13 protein-coding genes and 7 tRNA genes are annotated in these 18,254 nt (G+C 32.9%); 18 read left to right on the top strand and 2 right to left on the bottom strand.

Translation table 11 applies throughout. The features are described from left to right. Positions 1-399 precede the first annotated feature (399 nt). The 5 genes from EJN67_RS11570 to cphA all read left to right on the top strand — a co-directional run bounded on the left by EJN67_RS11570 (position 400) and on the right by cphA (position 9,172). Complete coding sequence (locus tag EJN67_RS11570; protein ID WP_129724462.1) at positions 400-2,184, top strand: hypothetical protein; 1,785 nt, start codon at positions 400-402, stop codon at positions 2,182-2,184. A 5-nt stretch (positions 2,185-2,189) separates the two neighbouring features. Continuing rightward, positions 2,190-5,015, top strand: a complete 2,826-nt coding sequence (locus EJN67_RS11565) for a LuxR C-terminal-related transcriptional regulator (RefSeq protein WP_129724461.1) — start codon at positions 2,190-2,192, stop codon at positions 5,013-5,015. Between the two features lie 16 nt (positions 5,016-5,031). Next, on the top strand, positions 5,032-5,589 hold the full coding sequence (locus EJN67_RS11560) for a hypothetical protein (protein WP_129724460.1): 558 nt from the start codon (positions 5,032-5,034) through the stop codon (positions 5,587-5,589). 129 nt (positions 5,590-5,718) lie between these two features. Further along, positions 5,719-6,531, top strand: coding sequence for a cyanophycinase (locus EJN67_RS11555; protein WP_129724459.1), 813 nt, complete (start codon positions 5,719-5,721; stop codon positions 6,529-6,531). A 1-nt stretch (position 6,532) separates the two neighbouring features. After that, positions 6,533-9,172, top strand: coding sequence for a cyanophycin synthetase (gene cphA, locus EJN67_RS11550; protein WP_129724458.1), 2,640 nt, complete (start codon positions 6,533-6,535; stop codon positions 9,170-9,172). Between the two features lie 64 nt (positions 9,173-9,236). On the opposite strand, the gene EJN67_RS11545 is transcribed toward cphA, so the two are convergent. Then, positions 9,237-10,037, bottom strand: a complete 801-nt coding sequence (locus EJN67_RS11545) for a histidinol-phosphatase HisJ family protein (RefSeq protein ID WP_165000852.1) — start codon at positions 10,035-10,037, stop codon at positions 9,237-9,239. Positions 10,038-10,234: 197 nt separating this feature from the next. On the opposite strand from EJN67_RS11545, the gene hisZ reads away from it, so the two are divergent. From hisZ to EJN67_RS11480, 13 genes are all read left to right on the top strand, one after another. Continuing rightward, positions 10,235-11,437 (top strand): ATP phosphoribosyltransferase regulatory subunit, encoded by a 1,203-nt coding sequence (hisZ, locus tag EJN67_RS11540; RefSeq protein WP_129724456.1) that lies wholly within the window; start codon positions 10,235-10,237, stop codon positions 11,435-11,437. After that, a complete protein-coding gene (gene hisG, locus EJN67_RS11535; RefSeq protein ID WP_129724455.1) occupies positions 11,434-12,075 on the top strand; it encodes an ATP phosphoribosyltransferase in 642 nt (213 codons plus the stop codon). Before hisZ ends, hisG begins: the two co-directional genes overlap by 4 nt. Continuing rightward, on the top strand, positions 12,068-13,369 hold the full coding sequence (gene hisD, locus EJN67_RS11530; protein WP_129724454.1) for a histidinol dehydrogenase: 1,302 nt from the start codon (positions 12,068-12,070) through the stop codon (positions 13,367-13,369). Before hisG ends, hisD begins: the two co-directional genes overlap by 8 nt. Beyond that, on the top strand, positions 13,362-14,441 hold the full coding sequence (gene hisC / locus EJN67_RS11525; protein ID WP_129724453.1) for a histidinol-phosphate transaminase: 1,080 nt from the start codon (positions 13,362-13,364) through the stop codon (positions 14,439-14,441). The genes hisD and hisC overlap by 8 nt, the downstream gene beginning before the upstream one ends. Further along, on the top strand, positions 14,438-15,025 hold the full coding sequence (gene hisB, locus EJN67_RS11520; protein ID WP_129724452.1) for an imidazoleglycerol-phosphate dehydratase HisB: 588 nt from the start codon (positions 14,438-14,440) through the stop codon (positions 15,023-15,025). Before hisC ends, hisB begins: the two co-directional genes overlap by 4 nt. A gap of 14 nt (positions 15,026-15,039) precedes the next feature. Beyond that, positions 15,040-15,756 carry a 1-(5-phosphoribosyl)-5-[(5-phosphoribosylamino)methylideneamino]imidazole-4-carboxamide isomerase gene (gene hisA / locus EJN67_RS11515; protein WP_129724451.1) on the top strand — a complete coding sequence of 239 codons (717 nt, stop codon included), beginning with the start codon at positions 15,040-15,042 and terminating at the stop codon, positions 15,754-15,756. Between the two features lie 2 nt (positions 15,757-15,758). Further along, positions 15,759-17,123: an imidazole glycerol phosphate synthase subunit HisF gene (gene hisF / locus EJN67_RS14550; RefSeq protein ID WP_129724450.1), complete on the top strand. Its 1,365-nt coding sequence runs from the start codon at positions 15,759-15,761 to the stop codon at positions 17,121-17,123. A gap of 157 nt (positions 17,124-17,280) precedes the next feature. Then, positions 17,281-17,356: transfer RNA gene (locus EJN67_RS11505), tRNA-Val, on the top strand. A gap of 8 nt (positions 17,357-17,364) precedes the next feature. Further along, positions 17,365-17,441 (top strand) — tRNA-Asp (locus tag EJN67_RS11500). Positions 17,442-17,446: 5 nt separating this feature from the next. Continuing rightward, positions 17,447-17,522: transfer RNA gene (locus EJN67_RS11495), tRNA-Phe, on the top strand. A 12-nt stretch (positions 17,523-17,534) separates the two neighbouring features. Further along, a tRNA-Gly gene (locus EJN67_RS11490) sits at positions 17,535-17,609 on the top strand. Between the two features lie 8 nt (positions 17,610-17,617). Then, positions 17,618-17,692, top strand: a tRNA-Cys gene (locus tag EJN67_RS11485). 9 nt (positions 17,693-17,701) lie between these two features. Next, a tRNA-Leu gene (locus tag EJN67_RS11480) sits at positions 17,702-17,791 on the top strand. A gap of 171 nt (positions 17,792-17,962) precedes the next feature. Here the strand turns inward: EJN67_RS11480 and EJN67_RS11475 are convergent. After that, a tRNA-Trp gene (locus tag EJN67_RS11475) sits at positions 17,963-18,038 on the bottom strand. Between the last annotated feature and the right edge of the window lie 216 nt (positions 18,039-18,254).

Below are 18,254 nucleotides of genomic sequence, written 5' to 3'. Positions count from 1 at the left end.
GCGAATGTTTTATATAGATGTATTTTGGACTAATATTTTGAAAGTAAATTGAAAAATTTAATGAAATTTATTATAAAACATAAAGTTATTCGCCTCAAAAGTTTACCTATTATAGGCACGGTTTCTTTGGATTTCAATTAGGACCTTCTTAATAGGAAATGGAAATATACTTGCTTTAGAGGTAAACTATAGACTTGTTAATGTAATAATAGGCCGTTATTTAAAACTAGTTGATATGTATTTAAAGAATTTATATTATATCGAACGAATTAAAAATGTGATATTCAGACGTGAGGAAAACACAATGTGTTTTTGATATATTTATAACTGGAAGAAATGTTTTTGAATTATAGTCCCACTTAATCCAACATCATACATTAGATAAGGGGTCTGAGGTTAATGAGCGATAAGTTTAAATATGTTGAAGATATAATTTTAAAAGATATAGGTCCAGTATGTCCAGAATTTGATGTATGTAGTGGAAACCCTCATGCTTTTACTTTGATACGTCCACAATTTGTTGCCACATTCGAATACGATGGAACTAATGGGCCCGTTATTCATGATGAAGCATTTGACCAATTATGTGAAGATTTAATCAAAAAAGCGAAATATGAGAATGTTGATGTTTTAATAACTCCAGAATATTGCATTTCATTGGATTTAATCATTAAAATTATTTCAGATACTTCCGAATCTTTAAAACCCAGTATGGGGAAAATTTGGTGTTTATGTTGCCAAGGCACGAAACATGAAGATTTCTTGCGATATCTTGACTGTTTTGAGGAGTTAGGTGCAAAAGTTATAAGACTTGCTATTGAAACTGCAACTGTAAAGAATTTTGTTAATGCCCTGATTTATGTTTTTTCCCTTACTGACGGAAGTATATGTATATTACCTCAGTTAAAGACTCAAATTATGGGCGATAGAGATTTGCTTTGTGAAGGAATGGGAATGAGCGTTGGTAAGATTGTTTACAAATTTGGTAAAGAACGACCTAATCAACTATGTACGATAATCTGTGCTGATGCACTTAATTTCAGGTATATTTCATTAGATAATATAAACAATGGAAATGAAAATGTTATCTTATTACATCCTCAACTAAACGAAAAACCAAGAAATAGCACGTTTTGTAGTTTAAAGTATAATCTTTATAGTAATAATGAATGTGATAATTTAATTTATATAACCGCTAATTGGGCATACGGTACCAAGTTAATTAATAGAAATAACCCTCAAGTAGATACAACCTCAAGTATTATAAACCCTTGGTCTTGCATATATGTTAAAGACATAGGTAATTCTTGGCTAGAAGAGCAAAAGGATTTAAGAAAGCGTAATTTTAGTAGAGGGTTAGGCTTTGGCTACTTTAACAGGTGTAAATTAAAAGTGTGGTATTGTCTAAAAAGCGAAATTATTCATTTGCTTACCATAAAAAAGCCTAAAGGAACTGGACCTAGTGCTGCACAACCTAGACAGGATGTGACAATTACTAAGGTATATATAGTGAAAGATAGAAGATATTTAATAGAGAAGGATTGTATAAGGGCAGATGATAATTTAAGAGAATTACTTGATATAAGGGAAGACGAAATAGATTATAATTTTCCCTTAAAAGTAGATAAAGAAAAAAGAGATAAATTTTTTGGAGTATGTCTTGGAAATTTAGAAATAGGTCAATTATCTATTGAGGATAATGAAATATGTAATATTATCAGTATACACATTGACGATGAATGCGAGGAACAAAGGCTAAAGTTAATAGATAATTTTAATATGCTAGTTAATCTTCTTAAAACAGGAAAACTTCCTTCTTATATGAAGAATTTTGTTTACTCACATATGTTTTCGTTAGATGATTGTATTTTTAACCTTGTATCTAAAGATAATAACATAAGAACAAAGGCAATAGTATCTTACATACCTTACGAACCGGATGCAAAGAGAATAAGTAGTAAGATGAAAGAAGAGAAAAATAAACATACTGAAGTGAATATAGATATAATAAATGAATTAGTTTCTCAGGGGAGAGAAAATGAAATCCGTAATTTTATTACAGATATGCATGTTTGTGTGTTTACTTTTAAGAGGGGAACAACACAAGTTATTAGTTACCCCGAATATAAGCCAGAAATAACTTCTTCTGACCGTGTGCCAGATGGAACTTCAATTTTGAGGTGAAGATTATGAAACTAAAAGAGTTAATTATTGACAGTGGATTAGAGTATGAAAATAACTATTCCTTGAATGAAGAATGTGATGTAGTTATTGCAAACTATGCGTATGAAAAGAAATTAGTTAGTAAATACATTTTTATTTACTTAAACTATTCTCAATATAAAAAGTATATTGTAGATAAAGAGCAGTATAAAAAAAGTATTGAAGAGAGATACCTTGAGCCAATATTCTTTGACTTGGTAGGTGATTTGAGTTGGAATCTTTATCTTGTATGTGTACTACCAAGTGAAGATTATAGGAAAATTTCATCAGAAGAGTTGGTTGAGTTTGAGAAAAATGAGAAATATGCTAGAAAGTTAGTAATTAGTGAGTTGTACTTTAGCAAATTAATCCCTGTTGGCAAGGTTATCATAGAGGATAGTATTAGAGAGATTATTGACCCCATTGATGAGTGGTATAAAGAACTCAATAAAAATGGAATGGTTTTTTGTTTTGATGCGTATTCAAAGTATAAAATTATTGATTTTTTAGAAGATAAAAATGTTGAAAATGGAAATAGTTTAGATTTAACTTTAAATAATAATGAAGAGAATAAGACGCAGACTTCATGCAAAATTGAACAGTTAAAAATGACTGAACAGTTTCGGCCGCATTGCTTTGGTTTAAATACGGAACTTGGATTTGGAGATGTCAATTTACTTTTTGGTGCCAATGGAAGTGGAAAAACTTCCATACTTGAGGCAATAGAATTAGTAATGACAGGTGAGATAAGAAAAAACAATACTGGTGATATAGATAATGATATTTATTACAATGATTTAAAAAGTGAAATTACGTTGCAAATGGAAGGTAATGAAATAATGCATATCCCTAATAATGCTAGAGAGAGAAAGTTAAGAGAGAGTCGTTTTTATCAAAACAGACAAGGGACAAGGCAAAAGGAGAGACTAAATAAGGCATTTCATCAATATAATTACTATTCGTTTGAGGATACGTTTTCATTTTGTTTTTTAGGGGAGCAGCCTAATTACAGTGAAGAATTTAGTAAAATAATTTATGGTGAAAGTACTAAAACAATAGAAAAGAATTGGCTAAATTATAAGGAAAAGTTTGAACAGGAGAAAGCCTCCATTGAAAAAGAAATAAAATGTATTGTAGATGAGGTTAAACTTTTAGAAAAAATTGATAGCAGTAGCATCCAGATTAGATTGGAACCACTTTATAATTTATTAAGTGAAGTTAAGTTATGTTTTGATAGAGTAGAAGATGAAACAAATTTATATTCAGTATCAAATTGGTTGCTGCAACTTAATACTAAACTGACTAAGATAAAAATGTTATTGGAAAATTTCTTATCTGAAAGTGGAGAGATTGAATCAATAAAAGATATAAATGATAATCTCGATAGAGTTGCGAAAGATAGAAGCAGTTTAGAGGAAAAAGTTGCTTTGGTTGAAAAAAATATAAATAATATAGATGGTTTTATTAGTAAACTATTTGATGATTTACAGCAGGTCATAAGTGATGATAGTTCAGTAAGTGAAGTTATTGAGGATATAAAAAAGCAAATAAACATATTTAATAGTTATATATTAGGAATTAAGGATATTGAAAAATGTAATTTGTTTTTAGAATTAGAAAATAAAAAGGTAAACTTAAAGCAAAAAATTAATGTATTAAATTACTTTAAAGATACATGGGGACATATGGCTAATGAGCAAATAACTGACAAAAGTCTTGGCGACATAGAAACGCTTATACTTGAGAAGTCAAAGAAAAAATGCAAGTTAGAAAAAGAATTTAAAAATATTTGTGATAAGATAATAACTGAGGAATCAAAAAAGGATAGTATAGATAATATAATTATCCAAGTAAAAGCATTAGGTATGAGATATTTTAAAGAAAGAAATAACGGCACAAAATGCCCATTATGTGACACTGATTTTTTCACTAAAGAAAAGTTTCTAGAAGCAATAGACAAAGAAATAGAAATTGATGACTCTTACTACAGAAAATTATTTGAGGAAAAAGGTGTTATAGAGAAAGATTTGAGTGAAATTAATATAGAGATTGAATATTACGCTACTCAACAACGATACATTAACATGTTGCACGAGGCTTTAAACTTTATAAACGATAATAACTTATTGGAATTTGATACTCTACTAAATAACAGATGTAATGATAACATGGAGCAGGCAGTAAATGAAGTATTAAGTTTACTTGAAACGAATTTACAGCAACTGAGGAATTTGGAACATAATATAAGTAGCATGGAATTAGAAGGATATGATTACGACTTTATAAAGGAAACCTTAAATTATATTAATAGTATAGCAGGTACTGAGGATAGCAAACTAACTTTAGAGACGATTACTTTTATAAAAAACAACATAGAAGAAGGATGTAATTCTAAAATTATAGTGTTAACGATACATGAAGACAAAGAATATCTAATAGAGGCTATTAAAATGGGTGCAAAAGGGTATGTTATGAAAGATGCTGAAGCAGAACATCTAATCCAAGCAGTAAGAGATGTATCAAAAGGAGAGACTTATCTCCAACCAACTCTTACAGGCAAAATAATAGGAGACATAGATAAAACTAAATACAGAGATTCTTTGAAAAAACGGTTTAATGATAATAATTTAACCCCTAGAGAAATAGAAGTATTACTATTGATAGCAGATGGAAAAAATAATAAGGAAATAGCAGATGAACTTTATATAAGTGAAAAAACTGTTAAAAATCATGTATCAAATATATTCAAAAAAATAGATGTATGTGATCGTACTCAAGCAGCTATTTATGCTTTTAAAAATCATTTAAAATAGCAAGGAGGATTTATAAATGAGTATTTTGAAATTATCTCTCAAAGTACTAAGCACTCATCTTATCATGTCCCTTATTCAGGTAGCATTAATGCCAGCTTTTTTTGGTATATTGCAAAAGAATGAAGTATATCAATGGATAATTGGTATTATATACATAGCTATTTTCTGGTTAGTTATTTATGCCGATACGAGTAGTAAAGGATTAGATGATGCAAAAGCTGATAAATATAAACCTTATAAAGGCTTTATTGCAGGGCTTATTGCATGCATACCTGCATTTATTCTTTATATTGGAGCATTAGTTTATCCAACAAACACCAACGGTATTAATTGGTTTCAACCGGCCCTAAGGATATGGCTAGTACCATATATAAAGATCTTTACATCATTTGAAGAAGCTATGCCTCATATAGCTATGGTAATGGCTCTTTTATTGCCGTTAGTAACAGGTATAAGCTATATGGACGGATTGCGAAAGAGACAGAAAATTCTTATGGCAATAGAAAAAACCGATGCTCTTCGAAACGAAAAATCAAAACTTGGCTTGTATAATAAAAAAAATAAAGACAAATAAAAATAGAAGGCAGGTACCTGCCTTCTATTTTTATTTGTCTGAAATAGATATTCTGCATAAACTTTTTATATTTTGCCTAAAATATATTCATAATTGCTAATTTATAAATCGGAGGTTAAGCATAATCGTATGATAGAAAAAGCAAAAGGGCGACTGGTAATAATAGGAGGAGCAGAAGATAAACAAGGTGATTGCATAGTTTTAAGACGACTGGTAGATATATCTGGAAAATATGACTCAAAAATAATAATAGTTACAGCTGCTACCGAATATCCTAATGAGCTCGGCAAAAAATATGCTAATATATTTAAATCTATAGGAGCGAAACATGTAGAAACGATTGATATACTCCATAGGAAAGATGCAAATGATATAAAAAATATAGATAGAATAAAAGACGCATCTTGTGTTTTTTTTACTGGTGGAGATCAGTTGCGTATTACTTCCATTATTGGAGGGACCCTTATACAGGATGAATTACAAATTTTATACGAAAAAGGAGTAGTTATTGCTGGCACGAGTGCAGGGGCTTCCGTAATGAGTGAAACTATGATAGTCTCTGGTAATAATGATGATTCTCCTAGGAAATGTACTTTAAAGATGTCCCCAGGTTTAGGTCTATTAAAAGGAGTAGTAATCGACCAACATTTTGCTCAAAGAGGGCGTATTGGAAGATTGCTAACAGCAATAGCACAAAATCCTTCAATGTTAGGTATTGGAATAGATGAAGATACTGCTATAGTAGTCATGCCAGATGCTTCATTTGAAGTAGTAGGGTCAAATGCTGTTACTATTGTAGATGCAACAAAAATGGATCATACAAATGTATCAGAACTTAAACCAGATGAAATACTAGCCCTTACTAATATAACAATACATGTTTTGCCAAATGGATATAAGTTCGATATTAACAAGCGTCAGCCTGTAATGAGGAGGTACTAATATGCAAATTTGCAATATAAAAGCCTTTAAAGGCAGAAATATTTATAGTCATAATGAAGTAATAAAATTAGTTGTTGATTTAGAAGAATGGACTGATATACCAACAAATGAAATAGACGGGTTTAACGAAAATCTACTTAAATATTTACCTGGATTAAAAAAACATGCTTGCTCCCTTGGTTATGAGGGAGGATTTGTAAAACGTTTGACAGATGGAACATATCTCGCCCACGTTATAGAACATAGTGCAATTGAAATGCTCAATATGCTTGGTTATAATATAGGTTTTGGTAAGGCAAGACAAGTAGATAATACCAGTAAACATATAATTGTGTATTCATATATAAATGAAGTAGCTGGAATAGAAATAGGGAAACTAGCATTTAAATTAATTAAAAATTTATGTCATGGGCAAAAAATAGACCTAGATACCAAGCTAAAGATAATAAAAGAAAAGGCAGATAAATATGAATTTGGCCCTAGTACCAGGGCAATTATAGACGCTGCAAAGGCAGAGGGTATTCCATTGACCCATATAGGAAACAGAAGCTTATTTCAATTAGGTTATGGCAAATACCAAAAAAGAATAGAAGCTACAATACCAGAAAGTACAAGTTGCATTGCTGTAGATATAGCGTGTGATAAAAGTACAACTAAACAAATTTTACATGAAATGGACATCCCGATACCAATAGGAGAAGTATGTACAACATACAATGATGCTGTCTTAATAGCTGAAGAGATTGGATATCCTGTTGTAGTAAAGCCGGAAAACGGTAATCAAGGGAAGGGTGTTTCCATAGGATTAAATAATGAAAATGAAGTAGCTTTTGCATTCAAAATAGCTAAAAAAATAAGTGATTATGTAATAGTAGAAAAGTATATACCAGGAAACGATTATCGTGTACTTGTAGTGGGAGATAAAGTAGCAGCAGTAGCCCAAAGGGTTCCAGCATATGTTATAGGAGATGGTAAACATCCTATATCATATTTAATAAGTTCAAAAAATATGGACCCCTTAAGAGGTGAAGGGCATGAGAAACCCCTTACCAAAATCAAAATAGATGAAGTTACCATAGCTGTTTTAAGAAAACAAAATTATACTTTAGATAGTATTCCAGGCTCAGGTAAAAAGATTTATTTAAAAAATAATGCCAATTTGAGCACTGGAGGAGAAGCTATAGATTGTACTGATAAAATACACCCTGTTAATTGTCAATTGGCAATACAAGCATCTAAAATTATAGGTCTTGATATAGCAGGAGTAGATATAACTTGTAAAGATATATCCATACCTATAACACAAAGTGGAGGAGCTATTATCGAAATCAATGCGTCCCCAGGACTTAGAATGCACTTACATCCTTCGAAAGGTAAACCACGTGAAGTTGGAAAGACTATTATAGATTTTTTATATCCACCTAATAGTAAAAACTCTATTCCTATTGTCTCTGTAACTGGAACAAACGGAAAAACAACTACAGTCAGAATGATAGGACATATACTGAAGGTAAATGGATTAAATGTTGGTATGACTACTACAGGCGGAGTATATATAAATGATAAATGTATAATAGAAGGTGACACTACAGGACCAGCTAGTGCCCAAAGTATACTTAGAGATAAAAGTATAGATATAGCTATACTTGAAACAGCCAGAGGAGGAATTATTAGGTCTGGGCTTGGATATGATTTAAGTGATATAGGCGTATTAACAAATATAAGTGAGGATCATTTAGGAATAGACGGAATATATACAACAGATGATCTGTTATTTGTAAAGTCATTAGTATTAGAAGCTATAAAAAAAGATGGGTATGCTGTATTAAATGCAGATGATCCGATGGTGGTAAAAGCTGCAAAGAATGTACGATGTAAGATAATATATTTTTCTAAAATGGAAAATAATATTATAGTTCATAAACACTTGCAAAGTGATGGAATAGGAGTATTTTTAAGAGATGGGTATATAACCATAGGTACTGGAAATAGCTTTGTACAAAGCATCCATATTTCAAAAATACCTGCTACCTATAACGGAAGACTGGTGCATAATGTAGAAAATAGTTTGGCAGCTGTAAGCATAGCCTATGCTTTAAATGTACCATTATCTATAATTGAAAAAGGTTTATGTTCATTCTATAGCGATGAGCTCCAAAATCCAGGACGATTTAATATATTCAATGTAAAAGATTTCAGGGTGATAGTAGATTATGGACATAATATTGCAGGATATAAGGCAGTGGCAGAAGCAGTTAAAGATATGGGAGCTAACAGATTAATAGGTATAATAGGCGTACCAGGTGATCGAGATGATGAATCAATAAAAGAAGTAGGTAGATTTGCAGCACAAATATTTGATGATATGATAATAAAGGAAGATTTAGATTTAAGAGGAAGAACTCAAGGAGAAGTAGCATCAATATTGCAAGAAGGTGCACTTTCATCTGGTATAAATAAAGATCATATAAAAATAATATATAAAGAAACAGAAGCATTAAAATGGGCAATGCTACAAGCTAAACCAGGAGATTTAATAGTAGTTTTCTTCGAACATTTTAAACCTATTATAGATATTATAAAAAATGCAAGTTTAAATTCAAACGCATTTAAAGCAAGTAAGATGAGTATGCAGATATAACTGCATACTTGTTTTACTTAATACATCCTGATTAATGTCATACAGGATATTGGGAATGTCTATATTATAAAGTTATAAATGAAGGTTGCATATTGGAAAATGTAGCAATAGAGGTTATTCCCATATTTTGTAGTGATTTTATTGTATCATCAAATCGAAAGGCCATATGCTCCGTAGTATGGGCATCTGAGCCTATGGTTATTACTTTTCCACCTAATTCCTTATACCTTTTTATTATATTAAAATGTGGCATCGGAGCTTCTGATATATGTCTATATCCGGAAGTATTTATTTCTATGCCTTTTCCTTTTTGGATGAGGAGTTTTAAAATTTCATCTATAATATCATATCCTATTTTATAATCATCCTTATCCCATTGAAACGGTGAATAACGCTTTACATAATCTAAATGTCCTAATACACTAAATTTATCAAATCTTTTAATTATATTTAATATCTCAGTATAATACCGTATATAACTTTCTTCTTTTGTCTTTCCATCATAATATGCCCTTAGATAGGGATCCTGTCCATCTATAACATGCACAGAGCCTATTATAAAATCTACAGGATATGTATCTACTATATAAGAAAGTGTATCTAATCTATCTGGTTCCAAACCCAGTTCCATACCCTTTTTGATTGTTAGCTTATCAGAATATTTGTCCGCCACCTCGTCTATATGTTCCAAATAGCCTGATAGACTATTTATATCAAAGGGTGTATTGTTACCTGGCCAGCATAGTTCAACATGATCGGTAAACACAATTTCCTTAAGACCTAATTCTATAGCCTGTATACAAGCCTCCTCCATAGTCATCTTTCCATCCATTGAATATGTAGAATGAAGATGGTAATCAATCAAAGTATTCACTCCTTTGAAATATATATTAAACATAAAATCAGCAATTTGATTTCTATAATATTGTATAGCCTATTCAATTTAAGGTCAATGTTAAAATATTATTGACATAAATTAAAAAGCAGTATATAATATAATTTAACTCAACATCACTTTAATGCGACAAAGTGATGAATTGTATTTAATAATGGGGTGTTGGAATGCCAATTACAAATCATTATATTCCCGAGGGAATGCAAGATTTCTTACCTGATGAATGCTATAACAAAAGGCAGATAGAGGATATGGTTAGAAATAGCTTTTATTCAAGTGGATACAATGAAGTAGAAACTCCCGCCTTTGAGCATTTTGATATGTTTGCATATGAGAAAAGTCCCATAGAACAACAAAGCATGTATAAAATATTAGAGGCCGGCAGTCCCATACTTGTGCTACGTCCTGATTTTACAATGCCAATTGCCCGCTTAACAGCCAATAAGTTTAAGGATACTTTATTACCCATAAGGCTTTTTTATATAGGCAATGTTTATAGATATGAAGATATACAAATCGCTAAACAAAGAGAAATTGCCCAAGCTGGCGCTGAGCTTTTAGGTATATCAGGGCCAGAAGGTGATGGGGAAATTATAGCTATGGCTATACAATCCCTTATAGATTTGAAATTAACAGATTTTAAAATAGATATAGGTCAGGTAGAATTTTTTAAAGGGTTAATAGAAGAAGCCCAGTTAAACAATGACACTGCTGAAAAAATCCGGATATTTATAGATCATAAGGATATGCTTGGATTAGAACTTTTTCTTAAAAGTCTATCCGTATCAGACGAAATAAAACAAATACTTTGGCAACTCCCGCGATTATACGGAAATATAGATGTATTAAATGAAGCTACAGATCTAACAAAAAACAGAAGATGCTTAGATGCCATAGATAATATATATCAAGTATATGAAATACTAAAGGATTATGGATTTGAAAGATATATAAGCTTTGATCTAGGTATGGTACAAAGTATAAATTATTATACAGGTATAATATTTCGTGGTATTATTAGATCCCTTAGTTATCCCATATGTGGTGGAGGGAGATATGATAATCTTGTTAGGAGATTTGGATATGACATTCCAGCTACAGGATTTGCTCTGGGTATAAAGAGGATATTGGTATCTATTGAACGACAAAATGGATTACGTCATGTGCCTAACATAGATGTACTAATTTCATTTGATAGATCCAGCCGTAAGCAAGCCTATAAAATGGCAGAAAAATTAAAAACTAAACGACAAAGGATAGAATTGTTTTATTCTGGCAGCTGGTCTTCTGCAAAAGATTATGCCTTAGAAAAAGGCATAAAAAAAGTACTACTAATAACTGATAATATAATAAAAGAGGTGGTCATTTGATTACTATAGCACTGGCAAAAGGAAGGCTTGCTGATAACGCAGTGAAACTTTTCAATAAAAGCGGCATACAATGTTCCGAATATGATGATGTTTCACGCAAATTAATATTCCATTCAGTTAATAAAGATATTCGTTTTGCATTAGTAAAACCAAGTGATGTACCTACATATGTGGAATATGGGGCAGCTGATGCAGGAATAGTAGGAAAGGATACCCTCATGGAGGATAAAAGGTTCCTCTATGAAATATTAGATCTTGGGTATGGGCAATGCAAAATGGTAGTAGCTGGATTCCCAGAGAAAAAGGATACATGGATAACTAGCAACAATATGCGCGTGGCTACCAAATATCCCAATATAGCCAAGGAATACTTTGCCCAAAGGGGTGAGTGGATCGAAATTATAAAATTAAACGGCTCTGTAGAGTTAGGCCCTATAATGGGACTATCCGATGTAATAGTAGATATAGTAGAAAGTGGCAAAACTCTCGAAGAAAATGGTCTGGTGGTATTAGAAGAAATATGTAATATAAGTGCCCGATTGATAGTAAATCGGGTTAGCCTAAAGACTAAAAACATTGTAATAAAGCATCTTATAGATAGCTTGGATAAAGCACTTAAGGAGGATATAAATGATTAAATTTATTGATGGAATGGGAAAAGATATAAAATGGATAAAATCAAATATAAATCGACCTACAACTATAGAAGTACAAGAGCAAAAAAATGCAGTAGTAGATATTTTAAACAACGTTCAGCAGTTTGGCGATGACGCTATTTTAGAATATACATATAAATTTGATGGTGTAAAATTTGATGGCAGCAACTATTTTGAAGTATCAGAAAATGAAATAAAAGCTGCGTTCAAAAAGGTTGATAAAAGCTTTACAGATGTGCTAAAAAAATCTAGGGACAATATATTAAAATTTCATATAATGCAAAAACAAAACAGCTGGATGTCATTCAAAAATGGCATAACTTTGGGGCAAAAGATAGAACCTCTGGAAAAGGTAGGAGTATATGTACCTGGAGGGAGGGCAGCCTATCCATCATCGGTGCTTATGAATGTCATACCGGCAAAGGTGGCCGGAGTAGACGAGATCATAATGGTTACTCCTCCCCAAAGGGATGGAAGCATCAACTCAAATACGCTAGTAGCAGCTAGTATATCTGGAGTAGATAGGATATTTAGAATAGGTGGTGCTCAAGCCATAGGAGCACTTGCCTTCGGAACCAATACAATCCCCCAAGTAGATAAAATAGTAGGACCTGGCAATATATATGTAGCCCTTGCCAAAAAAGAAGTATATGGGTATGTGGATATAGATATGATAGCGGGACCAAGTGAAATACTAATAGTGGCAGACGATACTGCCAATCCTGAATTTATAGCTGCAGACTTAATGTCACAAGCAGAACATGATCCTATGGCATGTGCTATACTTATAACTACCAGTAAACAATTAGGTGAAGCTGTTATGGATAACTTAAATAAACAAATAATAAATTTATCATTAAAGGATACCATAAAGGCTTCTTTAGCGAATTATGGCGCTATAATTACAGTAGATAGTATAAACAAGGCCATAGATATAACCAATCTAATTGCTCCTGAGCACCTCGAACTAGCTGTTAAAAATCCTTTCGACTGGTTGGGATATATAAAAAATGCTGGGGCTATATTCTTAGGACAATATACTCCCGAACCCCTCGGAGATTATATGGCAGGACCAAATCATGTGTTGCCTACTGGTGGTACTGCAAAATTCTTTTCTCCACTTGGAGTAGAGAATTTTATAAAAAAGTCCAGCGTAATATCCTATACAGATAAAGCATTATGCAATATATATAAGGAAGTGGCATGTTTTGCAAGAGCAGAAGGATTAACCGCCCATGCCAATTCCATGCAAGTGAGGTTTGAGAAAAATGAATGAATATATAAAGAATTGTCTTAAGCTGTTTAAGAATTATAAAGCAGAGAATAGCAGGTATAAAATAAAGCTCGATGCAAATGAAAACCCCTTTAATATGCCATATGAAGTAAGGAAAGCTTTAGCTAATGAGCTCTTATCCGGTGAATGTAAAACAAACAGATATCCTGATCCCAACGCTGATAAATTAAGAACAGCAATTGCAAATTACTGTAATGTATCAAAGGAACAGGTAATAGTAGGGAATGGATCAGATGAAAATATACAAATGATTGTAAATGCTTTTGTAGATAGAGAAGATAAAGTATTGTGTCCATATCCATCGTTTAGCATGTATGGAGTATATGCAACCATAGGAGGAGGTATTACAATAAACATACCTTTGGATGAAAATTTTGAATATGATATTAATACATATAAGGAAGCCATAGATCGATATAACCCTAAAGTAATATTTTTATGTACTCCAAACAATCCAACCGGGAATGTGATTAGTCAGGATTTTATAACGGACATATTAGACTATTATCAGGGGTTAGTTATAATAGATGAAGCCTATTATGAGTTCTATGGGCACACCATGCTAAATGACATTATAGAATACCCTAATGTAATATTTATTAGAACATTCTCAAAAGCATTTGGATTGGCAGGTTTACGTATAGGCTATATGGTGTGCAATAAAAATTTAGCAGAGCAAGTATTAAAGGTGAAGCCTCCCTATAACATCAATAGCTTTTCCCAAAAGGCAGCCCTCTACATGTTAGATAATATTGAAGTTATAAACAAGCATATACAATATATAAAAGATGAGAGACAACGCCTGTTTGAAAAATTAAACCAAATAGAAAACATAAAGGTATTTCCTTCACATACCAACTTTCTTTTAATAAAAACAGAGAATATAGAACAGATACGTCAAAGCTTAAAGAATGAGGGTATTTCTGTAAGAAAATTTTATTCAGAGCCCTTGCTTGATGATTATATAAGAGTAACCGTAGGAAATGCTGAAGAAAACAAACTTTTTTTAGATGTACTTTCTAATAATATTGAAAGAAAGGATGAAACATTATGAGTCGCAAAATAGCATTACACAGGGCAACCAATGAAACCGATGTAACTGTCAAATTGGATCTAGATGGCAAAGGCAAGACAGATATTGATACGGGTATAGGTTTTTTAGATCATATGCTAATTCAACTTGCAGTACACGGTATGCTAGATTTGTATATCAAATGCCAGGGAGATATAGAAGTAGATGGACACCATACAGTAGAAGATATAGGTATTGTACTTGGCAAGTGCTTTGCTGGAGCTGTAGGGAATAAAAAGGATATAAATCGCTATGCTACAATCTTTCTACCAATGGATGAAAGCATGGCTATGGTAAGTATTGATATAAGCGGCAGACCTTATCTATATTATGAAATACCTCTTATGACTCCAATGGTAGGAGACTTCGATACACAGTTGGTAGAAGAGTTTTTTAGGGCTTTTGCAGTACATGGAGGGATGACACTCCACATAAAAGTATTATACGGTAAAAACACCCACCATATGATAGAAGCCATATTCAAGGCTTTTGCAAGGGCTATTAATAAGGCTGCATCGTTAAATCCAGGCTCAGGGTTATTATCTTCAAAGGGAATTTTAGATTAAAGAGGTGAATTGCTTTGATAATATATCCAGCTATAGACATAAAAGATAAAAAATGTGTTGGGCTGACACAAGGTAAATTATCGGATAAAATAGTATATTATGACAATCCTGTATATGTGGCAGAAAAATGGGTCAGAAGTGGTGCACAATTTTTACATATAATAGATTTGGACGGCGCATTTGATAAGCCTAGTACTAATATGAATATAATACAAGATATAGTAAATAAAGTTCCGATACCAATACAGGTAGGTGGTGGTATTCGTTCCATAGATTGTATAAAGTTTTATTTAGATATGGGTATATCAAGGATAATATTAGGTACTGCAGCTATAAATAATATATCTATGATTGAAAAGGCTGTAAAATTATTTAAACATAAAATAGCCATAGGAATAGATGCTAAAGATGGCCTAGTGGCTATAAATGGATGGACCAAACAAAGCCATACAACGGCTATTGAGCTAGCTCAAAAGATGGAAAACATAGGCATAAAAACAATTATATATACGGATATTTATCGAGATGGAACGCTCTCAGGACCTAATATAGATTATACTGAAAAGCTTATAAGAAATACTAATATTGATATAATTACATCTGGTGGTATAGGTAATTATGAAGATATAAAATCTGTAAAAGCTATAGGTGCTGCAGGGGTTATAATAGGCAAGGCCTTATATGAAGGAAAAATAGACCTAAAAACAGCCATAACTATGGGGGAGGAATAAAAATGAAAAATATAAAAGTCATCCCATGCTTGGACATTAAAAATGGCCGAGTGGTCAAAGGAGTAAACTTTCAAAATATTGTCGATACAGGAGATCCTGTAGATTTTGCAAAGCACTACGAAAAACAAGGCGCAGATGAAATAGTACTGTTAGATATATCTGCTTCAAATGAACAAAGATATGCAAATATCAATCTACTAAAAAAAATTAGAAGTAACATATCTATTCCAATTATTATAGGCGGCGGTATATCAAGCATGGCAGATGCAAGAATGCTTTTTAAGGCGGGAGCAGATAAAATCTCTATCAATTCCGCAGCTGTAGATGATCCTAAGCTTATATCATACATATCAGATGAATTTGGTAAAGAGCACTTAATTGTAGCCATAGATTCAAAAGCTAAACCTAATGGGTCTGGATGGAACGTATATACAAGAGGAGGTACAATAAATACCGGTCTCGATGTCTTAGAATGGGCAAAAGAAATAGAAAGTCTAGGGGCGGGAGCAATACTCCTTACTAGTATGGATAGAGATGGCACAAAAGAAGGCTATGATATTTCTCTTATCAAAACTGTTGCTTCAAATATCAAAATCCCTGTTATAGCTTCCGGTGGCGCAGGTAAAATGGAAGATTTTAGAGATGCAATGCTTGATGCACAAGCTCAAGGGTTACTCGCAGCTTCATTATTTCATTTCAATGAAATAAATATTGCTACTTTAAAAGCATATCTTAATACGTGGCAGGGACTTTGCAATATTAAATTTAATGAAAAGGGATTCCTACCGGCCATAATCCAAGATATTGGTACAAATAATGTACTTATGTTGGCATATATGAATAAAGAATCTCTTGACAATACCATACAAACAGGAAAAACATGGTTTTGGAGTAGGAGTAGGCAAAAACTGTGGATGAAGGGAGAAACCTCGGGTCATGTGCAACATGTAAAAGAAATATACTTAGACTGTGATAGCGATACTTTGCTTATAAAGGTAAAACAAGCAGGAGCTGCTTGCCACACCGGAAATACAAGCTGCTTTTATCAATTGGTTTATAATGAAAGTCAGCAAGTAAATTTAAATAATAATATCTTCATATTAGGTGAGCTATATAATATAATAATCAATCGAAAGAACAATCCCAAAGAGGGATCCTATACCAATTATCTGTTCGATAAAGGTATAGATAAAATACTTAAGAAGGTAGGGGAAGAATCGGCAGAAGTTATCATAGCTGCAAAAGGCGGGAGGAAAAATGAAATAATATATGAAATATCAGACTTAGTGTATCATTTATTGGTATTAATGGTAGATAAAGGTATTAAATTGGATGATATTTCAAGACAACTTAAAAAAAGAAGATAAAAATGTATTTATAATGAATAAGCTACAAAATGCGAGTAAACAGAAGGAAAAGGAAGTTTAACTACTATATTTAACTATAATTGCATGTCATCTATTTTGACTTCTATGCCTATTTATTATATACTTCTATTTGTCGCTGAAAAACAGCAACAAATAAGGGCGCATAGCTCAGCTGGGAGAGCACCTGCCTTACAAGCAGGGGGTCATAGGTTCGAGCCCTATTGTGCCCACCATTTGGTTTGGCCCGGTAGTTCAGCTGGTTAGAACGCTAGCCTGTCACGCTAGAGGTCGAGGGTTCGATCCCCTTCCGGGTCGCCAAATTTGCCTCGGTAGCTCAGTCGGTAGAGCAGTGGACTGAAAATCCGCGTGTCGGTGGTTCGATTCCGCCCCGAGGCACCAAGGTTAGTTTATGCGGGAGTGGCTCAGTGGTAGAGCGTCGCCTTGCCAAGGCGAATGTCGCGGGTTCGAATCCCGTCTTCCGCTCCATAATGAATGGCGCCATAGCCAAGTGGTAAGGCAGAGGTCTGCAAAACCTCTATTCCCCAGTTCAAATCTGGGTGGCGCCTCCATTCATCTATGCCGGAGTGGCGGAATAGGCAGACGCACAGGACTTAAAATCCTGCGGTTTGAGTAAAACCGTACCGGTTCGATCCCGGTCTCCGGCACCATAATATCAAGGGTTTGAGAGATTTAGCTCAAGCTCTTTTTTAGTGTTATATCTTTAATTTGTTTCCCCTTTCATAATAATAAGTGAATGCCGCCAATATTGGCGGTATTCGTGTTTTTGGATTTATAAATAAAAAACCGTTAGGTTGTATAGAACCTAACGGTTTTTTTATTGGCAGGGGAGACAGGAATCGAACCCGCAACCAATGGTTTTGGAGACCACTACTCTACCAATTGAGCTACTCCCCTATATGCTTTTATTGAAGCGACGATTACTATTATAAGGTATTATAGAGAATAAGTCAATGGTATTTAGACTTTTTTTATGTTTTTTATGTGGTCTAAATTGCAATATTAAATGCAACACTTTTTGAGAAAATCATACTTATCCATTTACTTCCTCTTGTCAAGGGGAGGGTGGAGATTTTCGAGTGTATACGAGAAAATACTACCCAACCTTGACAA

This window comes from Xylanivirga thermophila (assembly GCF_004138105.1).
Classification (GTDB): domain Bacteria; phylum Bacillota; class Clostridia; order Caldicoprobacterales; family Xylanivirgaceae; genus Xylanivirga; species Xylanivirga thermophila.
The sequence above is the reverse complement of the archived record's forward strand: the minus strand, read 5'-3'. Positions and strand labels throughout refer to the sequence as shown.

Excerpts from the sequence above, each read along its gene's own strand:
- EJN67_RS11570 (WP_129724462.1), top strand. The coding sequence starts at position 400 with ATGAGCGATAAGTTTAAATATGTTGAAGATATAATTTTAAAAGATATA.
- EJN67_RS11565 (WP_129724461.1), top strand. The coding sequence starts at position 2,190 with ATGAAACTAAAAGAGTTAATTATTGACAGTGGATTAGAGTATGAAAAT.
- EJN67_RS11560 (WP_129724460.1), top strand. The coding sequence starts at position 5,032 with ATGAGTATTTTGAAATTATCTCTCAAAGTACTAAGCACTCATCTTATC.
- EJN67_RS11555 (WP_129724459.1), top strand. The coding sequence starts at position 5,719 with ATGATAGAAAAAGCAAAAGGGCGACTGGTAATAATAGGAGGAGCAGAA.
- cphA (WP_129724458.1), top strand. The coding sequence starts at position 6,533 with ATGCAAATTTGCAATATAAAAGCCTTTAAAGGCAGAAATATTTATAGT.
- hisZ (WP_129724456.1), top strand. The coding sequence starts at position 10,235 with ATGCCAATTACAAATCATTATATTCCCGAGGGAATGCAAGATTTCTTA.
- hisD (WP_129724454.1), top strand. The coding sequence starts at position 12,068 with ATGATTAAATTTATTGATGGAATGGGAAAAGATATAAAATGGATAAAA.
- hisC (WP_129724453.1), top strand. The coding sequence starts at position 13,362 with ATGAATGAATATATAAAGAATTGTCTTAAGCTGTTTAAGAATTATAAA.
- hisB (WP_129724452.1), top strand. The coding sequence starts at position 14,438 with ATGAGTCGCAAAATAGCATTACACAGGGCAACCAATGAAACCGATGTA.
- hisF (WP_129724450.1), top strand. The coding sequence starts at position 15,759 with ATGAAAAATATAAAAGTCATCCCATGCTTGGACATTAAAAATGGCCGA.